The sequence below is a fragment of the Clostridium sp. CF012 genome, from assembly GCF_018861755.1.
In the GTDB taxonomy this organism is placed as follows: domain Bacteria; phylum Bacillota; class Clostridia; order Clostridiales; family Clostridiaceae; genus Clostridium_AD.
On sequence record NZ_JAHLEF010000009.1, the window covers coordinates 147,751 to 168,986 of the forward strand.

General features: G+C 31.6%; 23 protein-coding genes and 1 riboswitch. Of the genes, 3 read left to right on the forward strand and 20 right to left on the reverse strand.

All coding sequences use genetic code 11. From position 1 onward, the window contains the following. Positions 1-39: 39 nt before the first annotated feature. The 6 genes from KPL50_RS11155 to KPL50_RS11180 all read right to left on the reverse strand — a co-directional run bounded on the left by KPL50_RS11155 (position 40) and on the right by KPL50_RS11180 (position 7,017). Positions 40-855, reverse strand: a complete 816-nt coding sequence (locus KPL50_RS11155; protein ID WP_216298571.1) for a purine-nucleoside phosphorylase — start codon at positions 853-855, stop codon at positions 40-42. A gap of 51 nt (positions 856-906) precedes the next feature. After that, positions 907-1,938 (reverse strand): LacI family DNA-binding transcriptional regulator, encoded by a 1,032-nt coding sequence (locus KPL50_RS11160; RefSeq protein WP_216298542.1) that lies wholly within the window; start codon positions 1,936-1,938, stop codon positions 907-909. 153 nt (positions 1,939-2,091) lie between these two features. Beyond that, positions 2,092-2,550, reverse strand: a complete 459-nt coding sequence (locus KPL50_RS11165; RefSeq protein WP_216298543.1) for a GNAT family N-acetyltransferase — start codon at positions 2,548-2,550, stop codon at positions 2,092-2,094. Positions 2,551-2,586: 36 nt separating this feature from the next. Further along, the gene (gene uvrA / locus KPL50_RS11170) at positions 2,587-5,460 is read right to left on the reverse strand and encodes an excinuclease ABC subunit UvrA (protein WP_216298544.1); all 2,874 of its coding nucleotides are present in this window, start codon (positions 5,458-5,460) and stop codon (positions 2,587-2,589) included. A gap of 85 nt (positions 5,461-5,545) precedes the next feature. Next, positions 5,546-6,850 carry a helix-turn-helix domain-containing protein gene (locus KPL50_RS11175; protein WP_216298545.1) on the reverse strand — a complete coding sequence of 435 codons (1,305 nt, stop codon included), beginning with the start codon at positions 6,848-6,850 and terminating at the stop codon, positions 5,546-5,548. Further along, complete coding sequence (locus KPL50_RS11180) at positions 6,814-7,017, reverse strand: hypothetical protein (protein WP_216298546.1); 204 nt, start codon at positions 7,015-7,017, stop codon at positions 6,814-6,816. Before KPL50_RS11180 ends, KPL50_RS11175 begins: the two co-directional genes overlap by 37 nt. Positions 7,018-7,122: 105 nt before the next feature. Here KPL50_RS11180 and KPL50_RS11185 point away from each other — a divergent pair, with 105 nt between their 5' ends. Then, positions 7,123-7,569 (forward strand): ferritin-like domain-containing protein, encoded by a 447-nt coding sequence (locus KPL50_RS11185; protein ID WP_216298547.1) that lies wholly within the window; start codon positions 7,123-7,125, stop codon positions 7,567-7,569. 177 nt (positions 7,570-7,746) lie between these two features. Here the strand turns inward: KPL50_RS11185 and KPL50_RS11190 are convergent, their stop codons facing one another. The 13 genes from KPL50_RS11190 to KPL50_RS11250 form a co-directional block, all read right to left on the reverse strand. Beyond that, entirely contained in the window at positions 7,747-8,388 is a 642-nt protein-coding gene (locus tag KPL50_RS11190; RefSeq protein WP_216298548.1) for a lactate utilization protein, read from the reverse strand. Positions 8,389-8,668: 280 nt separating this feature from the next. Next, entirely contained in the window at positions 8,669-9,169 is a 501-nt protein-coding gene (locus KPL50_RS11195; RefSeq protein ID WP_216298549.1) for a GNAT family N-acetyltransferase, read from the reverse strand. Between the two features lie 125 nt (positions 9,170-9,294). Then, on the reverse strand, positions 9,295-9,666 hold the full coding sequence (locus KPL50_RS11200; RefSeq protein WP_216298550.1) for a hypothetical protein: 372 nt from the start codon (positions 9,664-9,666) through the stop codon (positions 9,295-9,297). 121 nt (positions 9,667-9,787) lie between these two features. After that, positions 9,788-10,039 carry a hypothetical protein gene (locus KPL50_RS11205; RefSeq protein WP_216298551.1) on the reverse strand — a complete coding sequence of 84 codons (252 nt, stop codon included), beginning with the start codon at positions 10,037-10,039 and terminating at the stop codon, positions 9,788-9,790. 453 nt (positions 10,040-10,492) lie between these two features. Then, on the reverse strand, positions 10,493-10,687 hold the full coding sequence (locus KPL50_RS11210) for a hypothetical protein (RefSeq protein WP_216298552.1): 195 nt from the start codon (positions 10,685-10,687) through the stop codon (positions 10,493-10,495). 21 nt (positions 10,688-10,708) lie between these two features. Then, entirely contained in the window at positions 10,709-11,476 is a 768-nt protein-coding gene (locus KPL50_RS11215) for an ABC transporter ATP-binding protein (RefSeq protein WP_216298553.1), read from the reverse strand. After that, entirely contained in the window at positions 11,476-12,564 is a 1,089-nt protein-coding gene (locus tag KPL50_RS11220) for an iron ABC transporter permease (protein WP_216298554.1), read from the reverse strand. Before KPL50_RS11220 ends, KPL50_RS11215 begins: the two co-directional genes overlap by 1 nt. A 2-nt stretch (positions 12,565-12,566) precedes the next feature. Beyond that, entirely contained in the window at positions 12,567-13,580 is a 1,014-nt protein-coding gene (locus KPL50_RS11225) for an ABC transporter substrate-binding protein (protein WP_216298555.1), read from the reverse strand. 64 nt (positions 13,581-13,644) lie between these two features. Beyond that, positions 13,645-13,965 carry a CGGC domain-containing protein gene (locus tag KPL50_RS11230; RefSeq protein WP_216298556.1) on the reverse strand — a complete coding sequence of 107 codons (321 nt, stop codon included), beginning with the start codon at positions 13,963-13,965 and terminating at the stop codon, positions 13,645-13,647. A gap of 124 nt (positions 13,966-14,089) precedes the next feature. Beyond that, a riboswitch (cobalamin riboswitch) is annotated at positions 14,090-14,268 on the reverse strand. 95 nt (positions 14,269-14,363) lie between these two features. Beyond that, complete coding sequence (locus KPL50_RS11235; protein WP_216298557.1) at positions 14,364-15,626, reverse strand: alkaline phosphatase family protein; 1,263 nt, start codon at positions 15,624-15,626, stop codon at positions 14,364-14,366. 76 nt (positions 15,627-15,702) lie between these two features. After that, a complete protein-coding gene (locus tag KPL50_RS11240) occupies positions 15,703-16,500 on the reverse strand; it encodes an ABC transporter permease (protein ID WP_216298558.1) in 798 nt (265 codons plus the stop codon). After that, the gene (locus KPL50_RS11245) at positions 16,484-17,281 is read right to left on the reverse strand and encodes an ABC-2 family transporter protein (RefSeq protein ID WP_216298559.1); all 798 of its coding nucleotides are present in this window, start codon (positions 17,279-17,281) and stop codon (positions 16,484-16,486) included. Before KPL50_RS11245 ends, KPL50_RS11240 begins: the two co-directional genes overlap by 17 nt. Next, positions 17,247-18,269, reverse strand: coding sequence for an ATP-binding cassette domain-containing protein (locus tag KPL50_RS11250; protein WP_216298560.1), 1,023 nt, complete (start codon positions 18,267-18,269; stop codon positions 17,247-17,249). The genes KPL50_RS11245 and KPL50_RS11250 overlap by 35 nt, the downstream gene beginning before the upstream one ends. Positions 18,270-18,653: 384 nt before the next feature. On the opposite strand from KPL50_RS11250, the gene KPL50_RS11255 reads away from it, so the two are divergent. Together KPL50_RS11255 and KPL50_RS11260 are read left to right on the forward strand one after the other, a co-directional pair. Then, the gene (locus tag KPL50_RS11255; protein ID WP_216298561.1) at positions 18,654-19,688 is read left to right on the forward strand and encodes a homoserine dehydrogenase; all 1,035 of its coding nucleotides are present in this window, start codon (positions 18,654-18,656) and stop codon (positions 19,686-19,688) included. 98 nt (positions 19,689-19,786) lie between these two features. Then, the gene (locus KPL50_RS11260; protein WP_216298562.1) at positions 19,787-20,251 is read left to right on the forward strand and encodes a hypothetical protein; all 465 of its coding nucleotides are present in this window, start codon (positions 19,787-19,789) and stop codon (positions 20,249-20,251) included. Between the two features lie 114 nt (positions 20,252-20,365). Here the strand turns inward: KPL50_RS11260 and KPL50_RS11265 are convergent, their stop codons facing one another. Next, positions 20,366-21,100, reverse strand: coding sequence for a polysaccharide deacetylase family protein (locus tag KPL50_RS11265; protein WP_216298563.1), 735 nt, complete (start codon positions 21,098-21,100; stop codon positions 20,366-20,368). Positions 21,101-21,236: the final 136 nt, after the last annotated feature.

A 21,236-nucleotide genomic window follows, 5' to 3' on the forward strand; every position in this document is an offset into this window, starting at 1 on the left:
TTAGCGTGATTTCTTTATTATTTCATGTGCTATTTTCAATCAACCAATATCCTCTATTATTTTAGCTACCCACCTACAGAAATCCACTGATGCTTTTTTGGCTATTTCTATCACTCTTGCATGAGAGTGTTTTTGTTTTTGTATACCTGTAGCCATATTTGTAATGCAAGATATTCCAAGTACCTCTATGCCTAAATAATTTGCAGCTATAGTTTCAGGAACCGTAGACATTCCAACAGCGTCGGCCCCTTGCCTCCCAATTGCTCTTATCTCTGCAGCTGTTTCATAATAAGGTCCCATAAACCCTGCATAAACGCCTTCTTTATACTCAACACCTATTTCATCTGCAACTTTCTTTGCTTTAGCTATTAATTCAAGTTTATAGGGTTCTGACATATCTGGGAATCTTGGTCCAAATCTTTCATCATTAATTCCAATCAATGGATTATCAGAAACTAAATTAATAAAATCAGTAATAATCATCAATGTTCCAGGACTAAAGCTTGTATTTATCCCTCCACAGGCATTAGTTACTATAAGCTTTTCAATGCCTAAAAGCTTCATCACGAATACTGGGTATGCAACTTCTTTCATTGTATAACCTTCGAAATAATGAAATCTGCCCTGCATTGCAAGTACAGCTACGCCTTTTATTTCCCCTAAAACTAATCTTCCTTCATGTCCGACCACTGTTGACTGTGGAAAATTTGGTATATCCTTATAGTTAATATATTCTTTATTTTCTATAGCATCGGCCAAATCACCCAGTCCTGAACCTAGAATAACTGCTATTTTAGGCTTTAACTTCATTTTACTCTCTATATACTTTACTGATTCGCTAACTTTATCATACATGTTCTTCATATTCTTGTCCTCCTAAAATTTATTACAAAAAGAAACCGGTTTCTATTTATGTAAAAAAATAATGCTATTACTCTTTATTTTTTTTGTACTATTTCTAATCTTCAGTTCATATGCCATAACAATATTTTTATTTTCTATCTTTTCATTCTGCAATTTTTCTAATATTAGTTTTGCTGCCTTAATTCCAGAATCATAATAATCAAAATTCATTGTTGTTAGAGTCGGTTCAAATATGGATGAAATCTCCATATCATCTATACCAACCACTGATATATCCTCTGGAACCCTGTATCCTTTTTCTTTTAAATACTGAATTGCTCCAAAGGCTAAACGATCTATCGCTGCAAATACTGCGGTAGGAATTATTTTGGAATTGTTAATTATACTTTTCATTGCTTCATATCCTGATGATATTTCGAAATCTCCTACTGATAAATATTCATCCGGTACATCGATGTTATTCTCTTTTAATGCAGCCATATATCCTTCTTTTCTAAAACTTCCTATTGCCACTTTAGTTTCTGATAAGCCAATATATGCAATTTTTTCGTGTCTTTGACTAATCAAATGTGATACTATTGCCTTAGCTGCATTAAAATCATCATATGTTACATAAGGAACATCTATTTTACTATTTTGTTGGCCCATTATTACAACTGGAATATTAATTTCATTAATTAATTTTATGTGTTTCTCTTTAATCTCAGTGTGGAAAAATATAATTCCATCCAAATGTTTCTTTTGAAAAATATCAAAATATTTGAATTCATCATTTTCACTTCCCCTTGAATTACCTAACAAAATATTATATCCTTCTTCATTCAACTTATCGGTAATACCTTCCGTTATATGCGAAAATGTATCAATACCAATTCTAGGTAATATAACCCCTATTAATTTTGTTTTCTTAGTTACTAGCTCCTGTGCTAATAAATTAGGGGTATACCCCGTTTCTTTTAAAACTCTTTCTACCCTTGCCCTTAATTCTGGGCTTACATTTTGTGAATTATTAATTACTCTTGACACTGTTGCTTTTGAAACTCCCGCTAACTTGGCAATATCTTTCATATCCATAAACTTAATCCCCACAAACTATCGACGTATTTGAAACCGGTTTCCAACTATAATTGTACAGCTTTTAATTTAAATAGTAAAGTATTTTGTTTAGTATGTCTCACCCGCTTATATCAGCATGCCTCTAGGGTTGTTTTTATCTTAGCAAATAGTTTAATCAATTAATTTTTCATAAAAAAACAAAAACTCATCTTCGGTTTGTCCAGTTTTTTTATAACCAACCTTTTCATATAAGTGTTGATTTCTTACACTATAATAAGGCGTTCCTAACACCCATTTTTTTACCTGTGGATGTAATTCTTCTATTAACTTTAAGGTCTTAAAACCATATCCTTTATTATGATATTCTGGATGAATACACAGGTCTTCTAATTCATAAGATCTATTGTCCATCCCATGGAGCCAAAAGAACCCAATTATATTATTATCAAGCATAATCTTATAGAATAAATAATCTTTAATCAAACGCTCTGTTTCTTCTTGGGATTCATATCCTGGAGGACCCCCATCTCTTCCAGGTCCAAATCTACGGGTTTCATCATTATAGGCTAATTTCTTAATTTCAGTTATACTTTTAGAATCTTCGACCTCAGCTTTTATAATATTAATCATTGATTAATTCCTCCCAGGGTTAACTTTTTTATAAATTTATAAAACCTTCCTTAACCACTCCCCAGTAACAGATTCTTTTACTTCCATCACTTCTTCTGGTGTTCCTTGTGCTACCACATAGCCTCCATTTTTACCACCCTCAGGGCCAAGATCAATTATGTGATCTGCTGTTTTCAGCACCTCTAGATTATGTTCAATAACAAGCAATGAATGTCCAGTGTCTACAAATAGGTTTAAACAATTCAATAGTTTTTTTATATCTGAAATGTGAAGTCCTGTAGTAGGCTCATCTAATATATATAGATTATTTGAGCCGCTCTTTATCTTACCCAGTTCTGACGCAAGCTTTATTCTCTGTGCCTCTCCTCCTGATAAAGTTGAGGAGGACTGACCTAATTTGATGTATCCCATTCCTAATTGATTAAGAATATCTAATTTGTAATGTATATTTTTCTTATCCTTAAAAAACTCTAATGCTTCTTCAACGCTCATATCAAGAATCTCATATATGTTCTTTCCCTTATATCTAACGTCCAGTATCTCTTTCTTATATCTTTGTCCCTTGCATATTGGACATACAATTTCTACATCAGGCATAAATTGTAGCTTTGTTACTATTCTTCCGTCTCCCTTGCAATGTTCACATCTTCCGCTGTTCTTACTATTAAAACTAAAGTTGGTATTTACGTATCCCAAAGCTACAGCTTCCTCAGTTTTTGTGAACAACATCCTTATAGTATCAAACAGGCCTATATAAGTTGCGGGATTAGACCTACTATTCTTTCCTATTGGAGATTGATCTATATTTATAACATCATTTATATGTTCATGTCCTTCAAGGCCCCTATGCGCGCCTGGAATAATCCTTGGGTCTTTTAAACTCCTAAGCTTCTTATAGATGATATCATTAACAAGAGTACTTTTCCCTGACCCAGAAACCCCTGATATGCATACAAAAACACCTAAGGGAATATCTACATATATATCTTTTAAATTATTTTCTCTAGCACCTAAAACAGTCAACTTATTACCATTATGCTTACGTCTTTCCCTAGGAACATCTATCATTTCTTTCCCTGATAAATACCTTCCTGTTAAAGAATGCTTAGATTTCTTAATCTTATCTATGTTTCCTGTTTCAACGATTTCTCCACCATGTATTCCAGGTCCTGGTCCAATTTCCACTATGTTATCTGCATTTTCTATTGTTTCCATATCATGTTCAACTACTATGACAGTGTTTCCGATATCTCTAAGGTGCTTCAATATCTTTATAACTTTTTTACTGTCTCTAGCATGAAGCCCTACACCTGGCTCATCAAGTATATATATCATTCCCATAAGCCCTGAACTAATCTGTGATGCAAGCCTTATTCTTTGTGCTTCTCCACCCGATATAGTATCCGCTCGCCTTCCAAGTGCAAGATAATCTAGTCCAATCTCTATTAGCAATGAAACCCTCTTTTTTATCTCACTAACTATAGGTTCTGCTATATACCTTTTATCCTCTGAGAAGGTTAGTTTTTCCATAAATTCATATAGTTCCGTTAATTGCATCCAGCATAGCTGATGTATATTCTTATCTTCAATGAGAATATCAAACCTTTGTCTTTTTAACTTCTTGCCACCACAATCTGGACATGTATACTCCACCATCTTCTTTTTAAACCATTCAAAAGCTACTTCATTTACTTTATCTTTTCTAGTTTCTTCCCTATACCAATGTTCAATTTGATTTATATATCCAGTAAATTGAATTGTTCTACCAACAAGCCAATTTCTATTCTTTATATTAGGCGGTGCTTCCATCATAATTTTTTCACCTTTTGTTCCATAAAACAATATGTCTTTAATTTCATCAGATAACTTTCTAAAAGGTGTATCTAGACTGAAACAATAATGCTTTGAAAGGTTATACATTATGATATGTTTAGATGTAGTTTCACCCTTAGGGCTATATACACTTGGATCGAAAGCTCCTTCATTTATGCTCTTGTCATGATTTATCACCATAAGCCTTTGATCTGCTTTTTTAGTAGTTCCTATTCCCCCACAATTTCTACAGGAACTAGACATGTTGTTAAATGCGAAGTACTGTGATTGAATGTTAGCCATAGTAATATGATGTTTAGGGCAACCAAAGCTGCCGTAGAATCTATCTTTTATCTCTTGCGGTATATCTTCTGAAAGGATCTCCGCTATAAGCACATGTTCCCCCATTACCTCTAGTGCCGTTTCTAAAGAATTAGTTATGTTCTTTTCAATATTACCCACTATGTCAAATCTATCAATGACTATTTTAATATCATGATCACAATATTCATCTATCTCTATTTCTTGGCTTATGTCTACTCTATTTCCATCTATAATCAGGTTATTATATCCCTTCTGCCTTATGTCATCAAAAAGATATTTATAATCCTCCCCATATAGCTTATGTACTGGTGTCAAAAACTCAATCTTTGTCCCCTTAGGTAGCGATAATACTGATTCAACTATTTGTCCTGATGTCTTAATCTGATATTTTTCACCACAATACGGACACTTAGCTGTAGAAGCGGTGGCATATAACAATCTCATATAATCATAAATATCTGTCATAGTCCCTACTGTAGATCTTGGATTAACAAGGCCCCTTTTCTGTTCTATCGCTATAACTGGAGATAAACCAAAAACAAAATCTACTTCTGGTTTCTTCAGTTGTGGTATTCTGCTTCGTGAAAAGGTAGGTAAGGAGTCAAGAAATCTTCTTTGACCCTCTCCATAAATAATATCAAAAGCAAGTGATGACTTACCTGACCCACTTACACCTGTAATCACTGTAATCTTATCTCGTGGAATATTTACATCAATATTCTTAAGATTATTTTGTCTTGCACCCTTTATCTCAATATTCTTTTTTACTAGCACTGAGAACCCCTCCTCTATCTATGAATCTTACTAAATCATCTGAAAGAACCAATAAACTACTATTTCTTCAGCTGACTAAACTTTTCTAAATGGATACCTCCATATCACTATCAACCTTGAAATAGGCTGGTTCATACACAATGCTACTACTTTTATTGGTTAAATATGTTTGTGAAATATCCTTAAGTAGTACCCCCTCCGCACAGAGCCATTCACAAATTTCACAAATTATATGAGTATCCAAAGTATTATTAAAATCCTGTGCTATTGTAGAAAGTGGTTTCATTTCATTTGCCTTATCAAAATAGTCCAAAATAGGCTTGCATATGATATCCATACGTTGTCTTAAATACTCATAAATCATGTCAATAGATTGAGATATATTTATGCTATTTTTTCTTTCATCCATAAGCCCCCTATATAATTTTTCAATAATTGGGCTATTATACTTTAACGCCTGTAATATAACCTCTCTTGAGGGAATATTATTATTTAACAGCACCTCTATGGCTGCTATATGTTTTAGTGTTTCAGTTATCCATAAATAGGAATATCGTACATCGCTTTTAACTTTCAGCCATTTTTCTGCCTTATATAGTCTCCAAAGAACCCATTCCGTTCTTTCCATTAAAGCATAGGATCTATCCCTTTCACCTATTTTATCATCAGCATTGATGCTTTCGAAGATCTCTCTTACAGATTCATCCTTGCAGTAGACCATAGTTCCTAAGGAAAAGTATGAGTGTGCGCCTGAACCTCTTGTTATTCTTGCTAAACTCTGTCTAAATTCACTTCTGGTCATTATATTTCCATTTATGTATATATCATCTTCTATGAGGCAGATCCAAGGATTAGGTTTACTATTATCATTAACAATGATCTCCATATCAATATCTGACTTCTCCCATACCTGATCATAGGCCAGGCTTCCTTCTAAAATCACGGCTATGACATTGCTGTCCATCTTCAGTCTTTCGCACAATGTTTCCACTGCCTGCATATATCTTTTTTGTAAATCGCTGCTGGCAAAACTGACTTTCCAAAAATCCGTTGGGATTGCATGTGTATTAAGCTTCCTATAGTCATTAGGTGTAATGTCAAATATTCTCTTGAATGCCCTGGAAAAGGTTTCATGACAGTTGAATCCATAATCCAATGCAATATCAATTATCTTCTTATCAGTTCCTACAATTTCCCCAGCTGCCACAGATAATTTTCTTTTCTTTATATAATCTGCTACAGGAATTCCTATAACTGATTGAAATACTCGATGATAATGATGAGTAGAATAAAAACATAACGCTGATAATTGTTCAAGTGTAATATCGTCCTTGATATGTTCTTCTATATAATCTAATGTCTTTTGAAGTTCATTAAAATAGTCAGACATAATCCATCACCAACCTTTGAATATAGTATATCATCTAGTGATTTACTTTTCTTGATATTTTTTGATATGTTGTAAATGCTTGCAGTTACTACATTGTAGCGGAAAGTGTATTCTGTATGACTTAATAATAGAGGTTTCTTAGGTATGCCATTAGGAGTTTTTATCATTTTCGTTATACTATAGAAATTCATACTTAAAACACTATAGTATTCACAGCTTAAACAAATTAAGCATATTATAAATTATGTAGCAAAAATTAGGAGAGATGTATTTTGTATTATAATATGGACAGTTACTATTCTCAAATTTTTAGAGCAGATTCGTTAAATGATAAATTAATTGAGGCTATGAAGGCTGAAAGGCATGATAGAGTAAAATATCAAAGGATGATGCAAATGACCACTGATCCTGCGGTAATTAAACAGATTAAATTTGCTTATGATGATGAGATTAAGCACTATGGAATGTTTCAACGAATATATTATCAACTTACAGGTGAAAAATTAGACATTCCTATACCAACTAATATTGAAAAATATAATACACTTATGGAGGCAGTACAAAGCAGTATTGAAGGAGAAAGTGAAGCTGTAGATCTATATAGAGAAATTTTTGCACTCATGACAAATAAACAAATGAGAGATGAGATCTTTGAAATTATTACAGATGAACAGGAACACTTTGGAAGGTTTATTTATTTATATTCAATGCTAAAATAATATTAGATTGTTAGGATTTTTAGAAGAATTACTTAAAATACATGTAGTCTTAAAAGTACGAAAATCACGCTATATTTAGCGTGATTTCTTTATTATTTCATATGTTATACTATATGAGAACTCTTGGATTTACACCTTTAAATGGAATCCGTTATTAGCTTTGTAGTATTCCATTTATTAATATCCTAACTGTTTTCCTACAATAATTACCTTTATCCTGTCTTTAATAAATTGCCCTCTAATAATTGTAAAATCATTACATATCCTGCTAGGGCTTTTACAATCTACGCAATAACCCAAAGTAGTACATGGAGTATTTTTATTTAATCTCTTTGCATCAATTGGAGCAGAGTAATTTCTAACTCTTTTTTCTGCTTCTTCTATATCTTTAACAATTTTATTCATTCCAGTTACTAAAATAACCTGTTTAGGCCCATACATCATTGGTGCCACTCTACTTCCATTACCATCAATATTATAAAGTTCTCCACTTTCTGTTAAAGCATTTGTACTACATATGAACGTATCAGCAGAAAAATTTTGTATATATATTTGTTTTCTTTCTTCACTTATGATACCATCTCTATACTTATCCAAAAAGATATAGTTTTCCTCGCGAAGAAAATCTATAACACCTGCTTCAAAGAGAGTCATAGAATCACCAACACCTACTACAGAATTTTCAGCTATAAGTTTTTTCAAAAGTTCTATTAACTCCTTATTATCCTTAACAAAGAAGCCTTCCATGTTTCGTTTTCGTAAATTATTTATAGTTCTATCAATTTGCTTTTCTATATACCACAAAACATCATTATCCATCGAAATATACATCCTTTCCAATAAAAAAGTTTCAACTCTTATTTTTTACATTAAAAATAATAGGTAGATCATATGTTTTTTGGGGTAATTTTATCTATTTTTATAGTTTACGCCATTTGTAAATACATTTATTAGCTAAAGATTATGACCATTTTCCATGTCGTTTAACTTTCTACTTTTAATTATTCTTATAACCACAAACTGTAGAATTATGATTGCTATACTAACGAATATCAGCAATCCAACAGATGTAAAAGGCTTAAAATAATAACTCCACTTTTCACCTGTCGATCAGGTTATCAGTAAATAGGAGGCTATAAATGATATAATGTTTACTAATTGCAGTCTGACTTGAAGCAATATTATCTTTATCACAGATAATCATTACTTTTGGAATTTTCATATCTTTTGCAATTTCTAAAACAAGTAATAATTGTTGCTTACCATAACCTTTTTTTCGCTCAGTTGGACGAATGCCAAAGCCTATTTGTCCTCCATGTTTTTCTAATTCATCAGTTAAAGAGTGACGGAGTTGAATAGTACCTATAATTCTATTATCAGATTTTCTTACAGAAAAGAATGTGCTGGCATGAACATTATTGCGAAGTTTATCTTTCTCAATTGAAAGAACAATTTCAAGCCATTCATCAAAATCATTATAACGGGCTAGGCCACAACTGCCATTGATATTAGTTTCCTCAAAGTCTAAATACTCTTGTTTGTATTCCAGAATTTTTTCTTCTAAAACCTTTGATGGGTTTACTAAAATTAATTCACTCAATTTAATACCTTCCTAATATAAATAATCTGTAGCACCGCCTTATTATACAAGTTTGACATAACCTGTTCAGTTTCTCGAATTTCTTTAGTAATTCTAACAGTTGTTTATGACGAACTTTAAGAATATTACGCCTTAACCTTTATTTTTACTTTCCTATAGATAAGATGTAAAAATGAAATCAAAGTAATAGAAAAACCTATAATGTTAACCGAAGTATCATATTTGTGATAGTTATATGTTAATGCCTGTTGCATAGACATAAACCATAGAAACAACGGTATTAACAACAATATCATATTCGGTAGTATATATTTTGTTTTTCTTGTATAAAAACTATTTATTATTAGAAATGACACTAACATACACATTATTATGACACTATCCTTATAAGACATTTCAACAGGTATATCACTTGTAACTGCCATTTTATATACCCATATTATTAGTATGAACGCGCTTACACCTAAGCCAATAAAAATATCTATTATTTTGTTCATGCTTTTTAAACACACCTCTCTTTCCCATATCAATAATTATTTTAGTGATAATAATTTGAGAATTTATATATTTGTTATTTCCATTTTGCTTCCATTGCTACCGAAACCATATATCAATAAATTATTTATTTATAGCTTTTTTAATAGGTTTATATAATACCAAAACGATTATAAATACTAAAATACTAATTGTCATTATCATATCTATTGAAGACCCCATTATAACTGAAATGCTTACACTATTTGCTGTTGTTTTAGGTTGAGTTGATACGCTTGCGGTGATTAGATACTCACCTACAATTCCTATACAAAAAGAAAATACTAACGACATAATAAAATGTTTTTTTAAATTCCATTTATTAAATAATTTCATTATACAAACCCTCCTTTGTGAGTATATTCCATTGTTGATTGTGAAATTACACAACCAATAATATAAATTTAATTCGCACTTTTTTACTTAAGCGTCATAACTATTAAAACTGAATAAGCCCTTAAAATACCCTGTTCTTTTTATTTCATTTTGTGTGATTTTTGAATATATTTATACCAGACACAATACATAATAAGAATAATAACAATAATCTTAACCAATCCATCGAAAGCCAAAATTCACCACCGTTAATAATATCCGGGCTATGTTGTATTCATCCACAAAAATCCCAGCATTCCAAAATAATTTAAGCGAAATAATTAACGAAATAAAACTCAACATAAATGTCACAATTTATAATTTGTTTTTTAACATTGATATTTCCTCCTGTACATTATATAAATAACCTTTGCACCACATTAATCTACCAATACCACTTACATCTCCGTAATATCATACCATTTTGTACCATAAATTACTATTACTCGGAATAGATTTAGTATGCTCATCACCGCTAATTTCAAGGATTTGTTCTTTGATTTCCATAGGAATTAGCAGATGCTGGGTAGCCTTACTAATAAGCTCTCCTACATTTACATTCTCTTTTTTAAACTCAATTCTGCCTACATCAATCTTGCTGGTCTGCATAATGTCTTACATCCTATTATTTCACATAACAGGTTTATAAATTATATTTAAAGAACCAGTTTCTTCATCCTCCATAACTTTAGCATCAACCTCATACAAAGACTTTATTAATTCTTCCGTTAGGACCTCCTTTGGGGTTCCAAACTTAAGAATTTTGCCTGCTTTCATGGCATAAATTTTATCACAATATAAGGCAGCAATATTTAAATCATGAATAGCAGATATAACTGTAACACCCAGTTCTTTTATAGTAGTCATAAACTGAAGCTGATACTTTATATCTAGATGATTTGTAGGTTCATCTAGAATAAGACATTCCGTTTTTTGTGCTAAAGCTCTTGCAAGAATTATTCTTTGCTTTTCTCCCCCTGATAGGCTTGAAAAGCTTCGTTTAGCATAATCCGTCATACCCACTTTTTCTAATGACTCCTCCATGATTTTATAGTCCTGTGCATTATCTTTTTCAATAAATTTTTTATGTGGTGCTCTGCCCATTAGAACCATATCCGAAACAGTGAAATCAAAATTATAATTATTATGTTGAGACACCACAGCCATTTTTCTTGCACTTTCTTTCATAGAAAAACCATTAATATTTTTATCATCTAAAAATACGGCTCCTGTAGACGGCTGCAAGATTCGGTACACACATTTTAAAAGCGTACTTTTACCACTGCCATTCGGTCCTATAATTCCTACAAATTCTTTTTCCTTTGCATGAATACTTAAGCCTTTCAAAATATGATTTCCACCTAAATAAGCTTCTACGTCTATTGTCTTTAGCTCCATTAAGCATCCCCTCCAAATCCATAGGATTTACTTACCATAAGATATATAAAGCTTGGAGCACCTATCATAGAAATCAATATTCCTATTGGAAGTTCACTTCCTGGTATTATAATTCTAGATAAAACATCTGCCCAAACCAAAAATATAGCTCCTACTAATGCTGATAGTAGAATGATTTTTTTGTGATCTGTTCCAAACATCATTCGTACAAGATGAGGGATGATAAGTCCCACAAATCCAATAATTCCTGATGCGTATACTATGAATCCAATTACAACTGATGTGATTATGAGATAAAATTGTCTATATTTTTGAAGGTCTGTACCTAAAGTTATAGAAACTTCATCACCAAGTAGCATCAAATTAAGAGTTCTATATTGAGTAATAAAAAATAATGTAGCTACTATTACAACAGGAAGAATTATTCTTATATTTTGCCAGTTTGCACCTGCAAGGCTTCCCATAAGCCAATATGTTATACTCTGCATACCCTCTTTATCATTAGCAAGGTATACAATAAAGCTTGAAAATGCTGAGCAAACACTACTTAATGCCATACCTGCCAGCAAAAGCTTTGTTGAATTAGCTCTTCCATTTACATTTGCAAGGGTTAATACAAGTATTGATATTGCAAATGCTCCTAGAAAAGCACAGATGCCTACATAATTGCTACCAAAGAAAACGCCAACACCAAGCAAAATAGCTAAGGTAGCCCCTAGGGATGCTCCTGAAGAAATTCCTAATATATATGGATCTGCTAAGGGGTTTTTCACAATTGCCTGCATGATGACTCCGGATACTGAAAGACCTATGCCTACAGAAACTGCTAAAACAATTCTTGGAAGCCTTATAAACCAAACAATATCGTAAGCAGGCCCACTTCCTAAAATCTTCCCATCACCAATATTAAGTAGCTTGTACCCTATGATTTCATATACATCTTTTATAGAAATATGGACAGAACCCATTGTTACAGTTATTAAAATAGAAAAAATCAAGATAATTACAAGCACAACGGAAACACCTATATAAATAGGTGTTCCATTGAGTAAAGCACTTTGCGTATTACTTTTATAAATTCTTTTCATTTTTACTTGTTTCCATATAATTCAGGATATAATCCTTTAGAAATTGTTTTTATACCATCTAAGGTTCTAATACCACTAGCATAAACTTCACCTAGCATTATAGGATGAACCCGTTTTGACTTTATTGCTGAAATGCTTGAAAGTCCAGCATTGTTCATAATGCTTTTTAATGCAGCTTCTTTATCAATTTCTTTGCCGTAATAAACAGTGAAAATTACCTCAGGATTAAGCTTTATCAAATCTTCATTTCCTATTTTACCATCTTTATTTGCTACTAAATTTGCTCCAACGCCTTTTGCAATATCGCCACCAATACTATCTTCTCCATAAATTCTATATACGCCGTCTTTTTCCACTTCCAAAATCACTGCTTTAACAGCTTGTTTTCCTTTAACCAAAGCCTTTGTTTTTTCAATTTCCTTTTTCATATTGTTAACTATCTCACTTGCTTTATCTTCTACATTGAAAATTTTACCCATGTTTAAAATATCATCATATTCATTTTGCAAACTATCTGGTTTAACAACACTACTATTTTGCGCCATATATGTATTTACACCTCTTTCATGCCAAAACCCTACATCCCCAAGATTTTTTTCACCAAATAGAGAATACCAGCCCAATATGAAATCAGGTTGCAATCCAATAACCTCTTCTTTTATTAGTTTTTTTTCATAATACTTTACTTTGCTAAAAGCACTTTTATATTCATCTTTAACGTCATGATCTAAGCCGGATGCTGCAATTATTTTATCCTGCAATCCTAATGCCAGTAACGTCTCTATTGAATTTTGATATACTGCAACAACCTTCTCTGGTGATTTTTTAAAAGTAATTGTAACAGGCTGCTTAGCATAATTATATGTTGTAATTGTAACAGGATAATGTGAGGACTGTTTGTTACTATTTCCCACTTTAGTTTCTGTTTTAGCTGCGATTGCTTCACCTTTATTGCCACATCCAGTTGCTCCAAATACCATAAACCCTGCTAAAATCATACTTATTATCTTTTTCATTTAAATTTTCTCTCCTTTGCGTATCTCTTATATTTATTAATATTACATCACCGCAGATGATGCTTTAATGAGTACCTTCTACTACTTCTATATGATATTTCTCAAATATCTCCTTTATTTCCTTAGTTCTTTGCGTTTCGCATTTAACAATACAAACACCAAGGTGAAGCCTTTTAACCCCTTCCTTCTCTAATTTTCCAGCAATATTTATCAAATTTTCAGCAGAATTATTTGAGCAAGCATCACAGGTGAAAAAGGACATAAGCTCTAATTTTTCATTTCCATACATACTGAAATGTTTCTCTTTATTGTTTAAAGCTTTAAAACATCCCATGGTTGTACATATTCCATTTATTTTTTCACATACTCCAATAGCTATCTTCATTTTTACCTCCTATAAAGTAAATTCTTTTTCGCAAAAAAAATAATAGCCTTTTAACAATAGTTAAAAGGCTGTCAATTCAAAAAAATATTTTCCAAACATTTACCACCCCTATCGCTCGTAGAGTTTTAAGCATACTAAAATAGGCAGGTCTTCTGGCTTAAGTATCAAGATTCCTGCAGCCTTCCCGGTTTCCCAGTGACATAATGCAAGAACTCCTCTATTACAGCGGCGGGACCGCGTGGGATTCAAACCCACTTCCCTTTTAATTAACAGATATTAAATACCTATTAAACCTATTTTTACATATTCAATTTTACAAAGCTATTCTACCATACTATAAGTACATTAATCAAGTAACTTTTAGCATTCTATCATAAAATAACCAGTGAACGTGACTGCTAAAATCTATAAAATAACAGTGGTATCTCCATCTCATTTTTACTTGCTCCCCCATGAACTCCTATAAATGAAAGTTCAAAAACATCCTTTTCATACCACCAAATATGATTATTGCCTTTGGGTAATAAAATAAGGTTTCCACATCTTTCTATCATTCTCTGGCTTGGATGTCCGAAAAAACCTTTTTCCTTCAATTCCTCAAAAGTGTATACGTAAACTAAATCCTTTAATTCTTTTTCTACTATTTTTTTAACTGTAAATAAATGTTCTTCCTTAACATGAAGAAACAAATCTCTACAAAAACCTGCTGGTGTAATTAAATCGTTGTTTTTATTCTTTTTTAAATATATATCTATATTAGGTATTATTTTATTTAAATAGTACTTTGTACTTAAATCTGTATCTACTTGCCCATGATCTGCCGAAATCATAACTGCAGTACTTATAAAACTCTCTTTGCCATTTTCATAGAATTTATCCATTTGTTTTAATAATTTCTCCATGGCTTCCACAAATTCTTTTGAAGTATTTCCTTTTTCATGAGCAATAGCATCTATTTCAGGTAAATAAACATAATAATACTCTTTGTCATTATTTTTTGTTAAATCCACTGATAGCGATTCAAATAAATCTTCATATTCATGATACCCTTTCACTGTTGCATCTTTGCACATTACACTCGAGTAGGTACTATCATTTATAAAGCTTGGCTGATAAACAGTGCTTTTAACTCCATTTTCTAACAAATCATTAAAAAAGCTTTTTTCAGGTAAGAAGCTTTTAGGCTCTATATTTCTATTCTTTAAAGTTTCTATACCCTTTTTTCTTGCTTCTTTAAATAAGAAGGCAGTTATGATATCATCGGCCTCTGGCTCATAATAGAACCATTCATAGAGACCGTGTTCATATACGGTTTCTCCACTTAAAGCCGTGGTTACATGAGCTGTTGTAGTAGATGGAAACTGTGAAGTTAACTTTGAAACAATCCCGCCTTCTTCTATTTCACGTAAGAAACTGGAAGACTTCTTGTATTTCTCATAAAAACACCACCCAAAAGCATCCACAAGAAAGAAAACTATCTTATTAGGAGAACCCTGTGAACTTCCTAGAGTATCCTTAGGTAATCTTTTATCTGAAGGAATATCAAATAAGTATTTTATGCTTCCAAAAATATTAGAAAAACAGTAACTATCATATAAAGGTACAGTAAACTCCTTATATTTGCTTTCATTAACTGCTTTAATTGATTTTTTATTTATCATCTAATCACCTCATTGAATTTATATAATCTATAATTGTATGTTAATTTCAGACTTTGCACTTGCCACGTGGGTGGCACTATAATTTATTTGTTATTAAATTCCCAGATTCATATTTTTTAAGACCTTTGTAGAAAATAGTATAAGCTATTACTAGCCATATTAATGCTACTCCTAAAACTTCTAGAAGCATAACAAGAGAAAAGTCATTTATCACCTTTGCGGGTATATACACCACAAATGCTACTGGTATAACAGTATAAAGTATATATTTTACTGCATTATTAAATATGCCTTCTGGATAAATACTAAAGCTTATGAAAAATTCTGTTGCAAGCTGTGCTAAACCCTCTGTGTTACCTGAATAAAAGCTTAAAGCATGAAATGTCACGAGTACTGAAGCTAATATTAAAGCACCTGTAATACAAAACAATAAAAATAATAAGAAACTTCTAACATGAAAACCTTTGATTATAAAAAATAAAATCACTCCATATAAGGTATCACCCCATGCAGATACTATGGTTTTAGAGCATAGTATATTAATAAGAGGGTCTTTAGGCTGTAGTAAATAGCTATCTAGTTCACCATTTAATATCATTCTTGTGATTTGATTTACGTTGCCAAAGACCACAAAACAAAGACCAAAACTGGTGGACATTAAAGCCCACAGCATCATTTCATCCTTAAAACCATATCCACCAATGGTGTTTACATTTTTAAACAATATCCACCAAAAGAATATAAAAGCTGAATTATTTAGTATCATACCAAAGCATTGTACAAGAAAGCTCATCCTATATTCCATAACTGAAGATATATTAAATTTAAAATAGTAACCCATAAGCCTTAAACTCTTTTTAACCTCCATTAACATTTAAATTCTTTGCCCCCTTCTTGTATAATGTCATAGCTAAAGTAAAAAACATTCCTAAATATAATAGTTGAATTGAAAATTGTTTATAAAAATTCACAAAAGAAAAATCTACTGCAAGCCTTGCTGGTACGTAGGTTACATAAGCAAAGGGTAGATACTTTGATATCTTTTGGAGCCAATCCGGGAAAAGTTCTATAGGCATAAGCATGCCTCCTAAGGTAAATATCAGCTTTGAATAAATCCAAAAGAAAGCAGTATTGTCCTCAAACCAAAAGGAGGTTAATGCTAGCGTTATATAAATAAAAAAATTAATACAGCAGCCTACAATTAATGATAGAAATATAAAAGGGAGGTGAGTTGCGTTAAAGTTTTCCAAGGTCCCAGCATATATGAAACCTATAGAAAGCCCAACTATCCCATTGGTTAAAAGTTTTATGCCAACTTCACCTACAAAGTAGGAAAAGCAATACATAACATAGTTATAAGGCTTGTTCAATAAGTAAGCTATATTACCACTTTTCACATCTTCATTTACTTGTACATGTATATCTGTTCTTGAAAGAGTAACAAGCTCCGTAACTATTAAGTACCAAATCATTGCATTTAAGGTTAACCCAGCAATTGTACTCCCCTTTTGTGCATATATATTTTTCCAAAGCATCAAATATATAAACATTATGAATACAAAAAAAATATTTTTACTAAGAAAATTCCAAAAATACACCAAGCTATTAGACATGGTTATTTTAGAGATTTGCCCATACTTGTGAAGTGCCTTCATGCGTATCACCCTCCTTACTCTGCTTATAAATGTGTGATATTATTTCCTCCAAAGGTGGCTCTGATATTGTTATGTCATTCACTTTTCCGCATTTTATTAGGTTAGTTAGTACCTGTTCTATATCTTGTTTTGATGTGTCAACTTGAACCTTTATGGCATTTCCCTTATTTTTAACAATATTTAGATCATAATTGTCAAGACTCACTATTTCATTGTATTTAATCTGTATTATCTTCTTATTTAAATAGTCATGCTTAAGACTCTTAATTGTTTCGTTTAGCACCACCTCCCCATGATTTATAATGATTGCCCTTTTGCATAATTGTTCTATATCACCGGAATCATGGGAGGTTAAGAATATAGTGGTCTTTTCTTCCTTGTTAAGCTGCAATATAAGTTCTCGAATCTTCTGTTTTACAACCACATCCAGGCCTATGGTGGGCTCATCTAAAAAAATAATCTCAGGTTCATGCAGAATAGATGCTGCAATCTCGCAGCGTATTCTCTGACCTAAAGAAAGTTTTCTAACGGGAATATCCATTAAGTCACCTATTTCAAAGATCTCCTTTAACAGCTCTATTCTCCTTTGAAGCTTTCCTTTATCCATTTCATAAATATTTCCCAGTAAATGAAAGCTATCGAGTGGTGGTAAATGAAACCAAAGCTGTGATTTCTGTCCAAAAACTGTACCTATTTTATAAGACAATTGTTTTCTTTCAGTAGATGGGTTCATCCCTAAAACTTCAATATTTCCTGAGGATGGATATAATATACCTGTCATCATTTTTATGGTAGTTGATTTACCTGCTCCATTTGGTCCTATGAAGGCTAATATTTCGCCCTTTTCTACTTCAAAAGAAATATTATTCACGGCCTTAATTTCTCGATAGCTGGGTGAAAAAATTGACTTAACGCTCCCCCGTAGTCCCTCTTCCTTTGTTTTAACTTTAAAAGTTTTACAAAGATTATCCACTTTTATTATGCTCATTGTAAACATCCCCCTTTTCCAAAAAAAATAAAGCCTCAAAAACAAATCTCAAAATTGAGACTCGTCCTTCAGGCTTTTCTCCTAAAAGTGTAGAAATCATCCTGTATCGCTCGGACCAGACATTTTTTAAACCGGAACCCTAGATACACTCTCATGTTTTAATAAATTATAGCATAATTTGTATATTTTGCAAGTCTTTTCTTCGTAAACTACAATAGATTTAAAACATAGAGGATTCTTTTCAACTCCTTGCCTGAAACTCTATTTAACAAAAATAATAACTACAATTCTGTATTAGAACTTTCTTGATGATTCATTACTGCTATGGTTTAATATAACTATCAAACTTTGATTGTATAAAAAATTATAGGGAGAGTAAATTTTATGAGAATTGCAATAATTGGATTTGGTGGACTAGGAAAAGCCTTCATAGCTTTAATTGAAAATAAAAAAGATGAATTACGTAGGGTTGGATATAATTTTCAAATAAATTATATTTTAAACTCTAGTGGTGGAATTTATGATCCAGAGGGAATAAATTGTGAAGACCTCATAGATTTTTCTAAGAATGAAAAAAAAATAATCAATTACCCTAAAGGCGGTAGCTTTGATCTTAATTTTAATAAACTACTTGAGAATAATGACGTTGATGTTCTAATAGAACTTACTCCAACTAATAAGGAAACTGGTGGAGCCGGAATGATTCATATTAAAGAAGCTTTGGAAAGTGGTATTCATGTAATCACGGCAAATAAGGGACCCATTCTATTGGCCTATAATGAATTGCGTGAAATAGCAGTGAAGAATAATGTGCAATTAGCCATCGGCTGCACTACAGGTGGAGCACTTCCCGCTATAAACGCTGGTATGTTTGATTTGGCTGGTTCAGAAATTCTTTCTATTGAAGGTATTTTAAATGGTACAACGAATTACATTCTAAAAGAAATGGAAGATAATGCTTTAACCTACAGAGTCGCTCTTAAAAAAGCACAAGCATTAGGTATTGCAGAAACTGACCCTATATTAGATGTGGAAGGGTTTGATACAGCATCTAAACTACTTATCCTTACTAATGTGCTAATGCATGAAAATAAAACATTAAATGATATTACCATAGAAGGCATTACTAATATTACCCCTCAAGATATAAAGAATGCCAAACTCGAAAATAAAAAATATAAGCTTATGGGAAGCGCTTGCAAAATCAATAATGAACTAATAATGACAGTAAAACTTGAAAAACTTGAACCTAGCCATGCTTTATATAAGGTAGATGGCAAGAATAAAGCAGTAAGATTTACTTCTGATACCCTTGGTGATTTAACAGTTCTAGGAGGTGCTTCGGGTGTCACCCCAGCCGCTGCATCTATTCTTAGGGATTTAATTAATATTATCAACGGTTATAAATTTTGTAGATAAATATTCATTAATACCCTATCATGTATTGTTTGAGTTTTATAACTTTTAGGAATATAATTGATATCTACCACAGAGTCACAAGAGGAGATGAATTTGTTTTGGGATACAGTATTATTGACATTATAGATAAGGCTACAGCTATTGCAACTAAGCGAAAAGACCTTTACTCAGAAATTAGTAAGCAGAACAATCTTCCACCTGCTGTAAGGATAATATCTAAGGTTTTTTCTGACAACGTTGACAAAACATTTGTTTATTATGAAAGGCTAAAACAAGAAGTAAATGATGATGAAGTTAAGAAAATTGATTTTTCAATATATGATAAGATTTCTTTTTTAATAAGTCAATTTAATTCAAGAGTATATACTACTAACGCTACAACACCTAAAGAATTTCTAAGCTTTTCTCTAAATTTTGAAAAGGAAATACTGGCTCTTTTTCTTGACATTCAAGGAAGATTGGTTAAAAATTCCAATGATACAAATTCAAAAACATATATAATACTATCTAGTATGATTAGAACTAAAACTAATCTAATTGATGACTTGGAGCGATATAATTAATGCTTGGATTTTGTAAATAAAAATACTTATTTGTTATTTATTTTCATAAAATAGAAAAGGCTAATTGTAGATTTTGCAATTAGTCTTTTCTGTTTGATATTGTAATTTTATTTATTACTTTTTAATAGGATAGTAATTCTCAGGCGTTCCATCGTTAATAAGCTTAAATTCATATCCATTATCTTTATAGAATTTTATTACTCTAGGAAGGGCCACACAGGTATTTTTATGCATATAGTCGCAATGCATAAGAAGTATTATTGGGTGCTCTGTAATGGTAGTTTTTGTAGCTTCTCTAAACAGCTGATCTATAGGAGTTTTTGCTTTAATTCCATCAGACATATTAGCATTCCAATCATACACTTTAAATTTATAGCTATGAAGTTCTTCTAAAAAATCCGCAGTTAAATGTTTTCTACTACCAAAAGGAAATCTTATTATTGTTGGTTTAATTCCTATAAGAGTATTAATTTCATTTTGAGTTTTTAACATTTCATTTATAAATCCTCTTCTACTAGGATATATGTTCTTATATTTATGGGTATAAGTATGTAGTCCAATACTATGGCCTTCATTATACATTCTTTTTACTACAGCTTCTTGACCTTTAATTTGGTTCCCTATAATGAAAAAAGTAGCCTTTACATCATTTTCTTTAAGTATATCTAAAACTTTATTTGTTAGGACACTGGGTCCATCATCAAAGGTTAAATATATTACTTTTTCCACCTCTTTACTTGGTATATCAGCTGCTAATACTTTTGGGCTACCTAATATACTATAATTAATAAATATAAAAAACACCACAAGTGATAAAGCAATAATCCTAGTTAAACTTTTCTTTCTCATACTTTCTCCTTCTTAAGTTCAATTAAACATACATTATTAATTTTAGAGATGTACAAACTTAATATTTATTATTTATTATTATCTAAAATATCCTATAAAATAAGTGGAAATTAATGCAATGTATCCGAAAAATAAT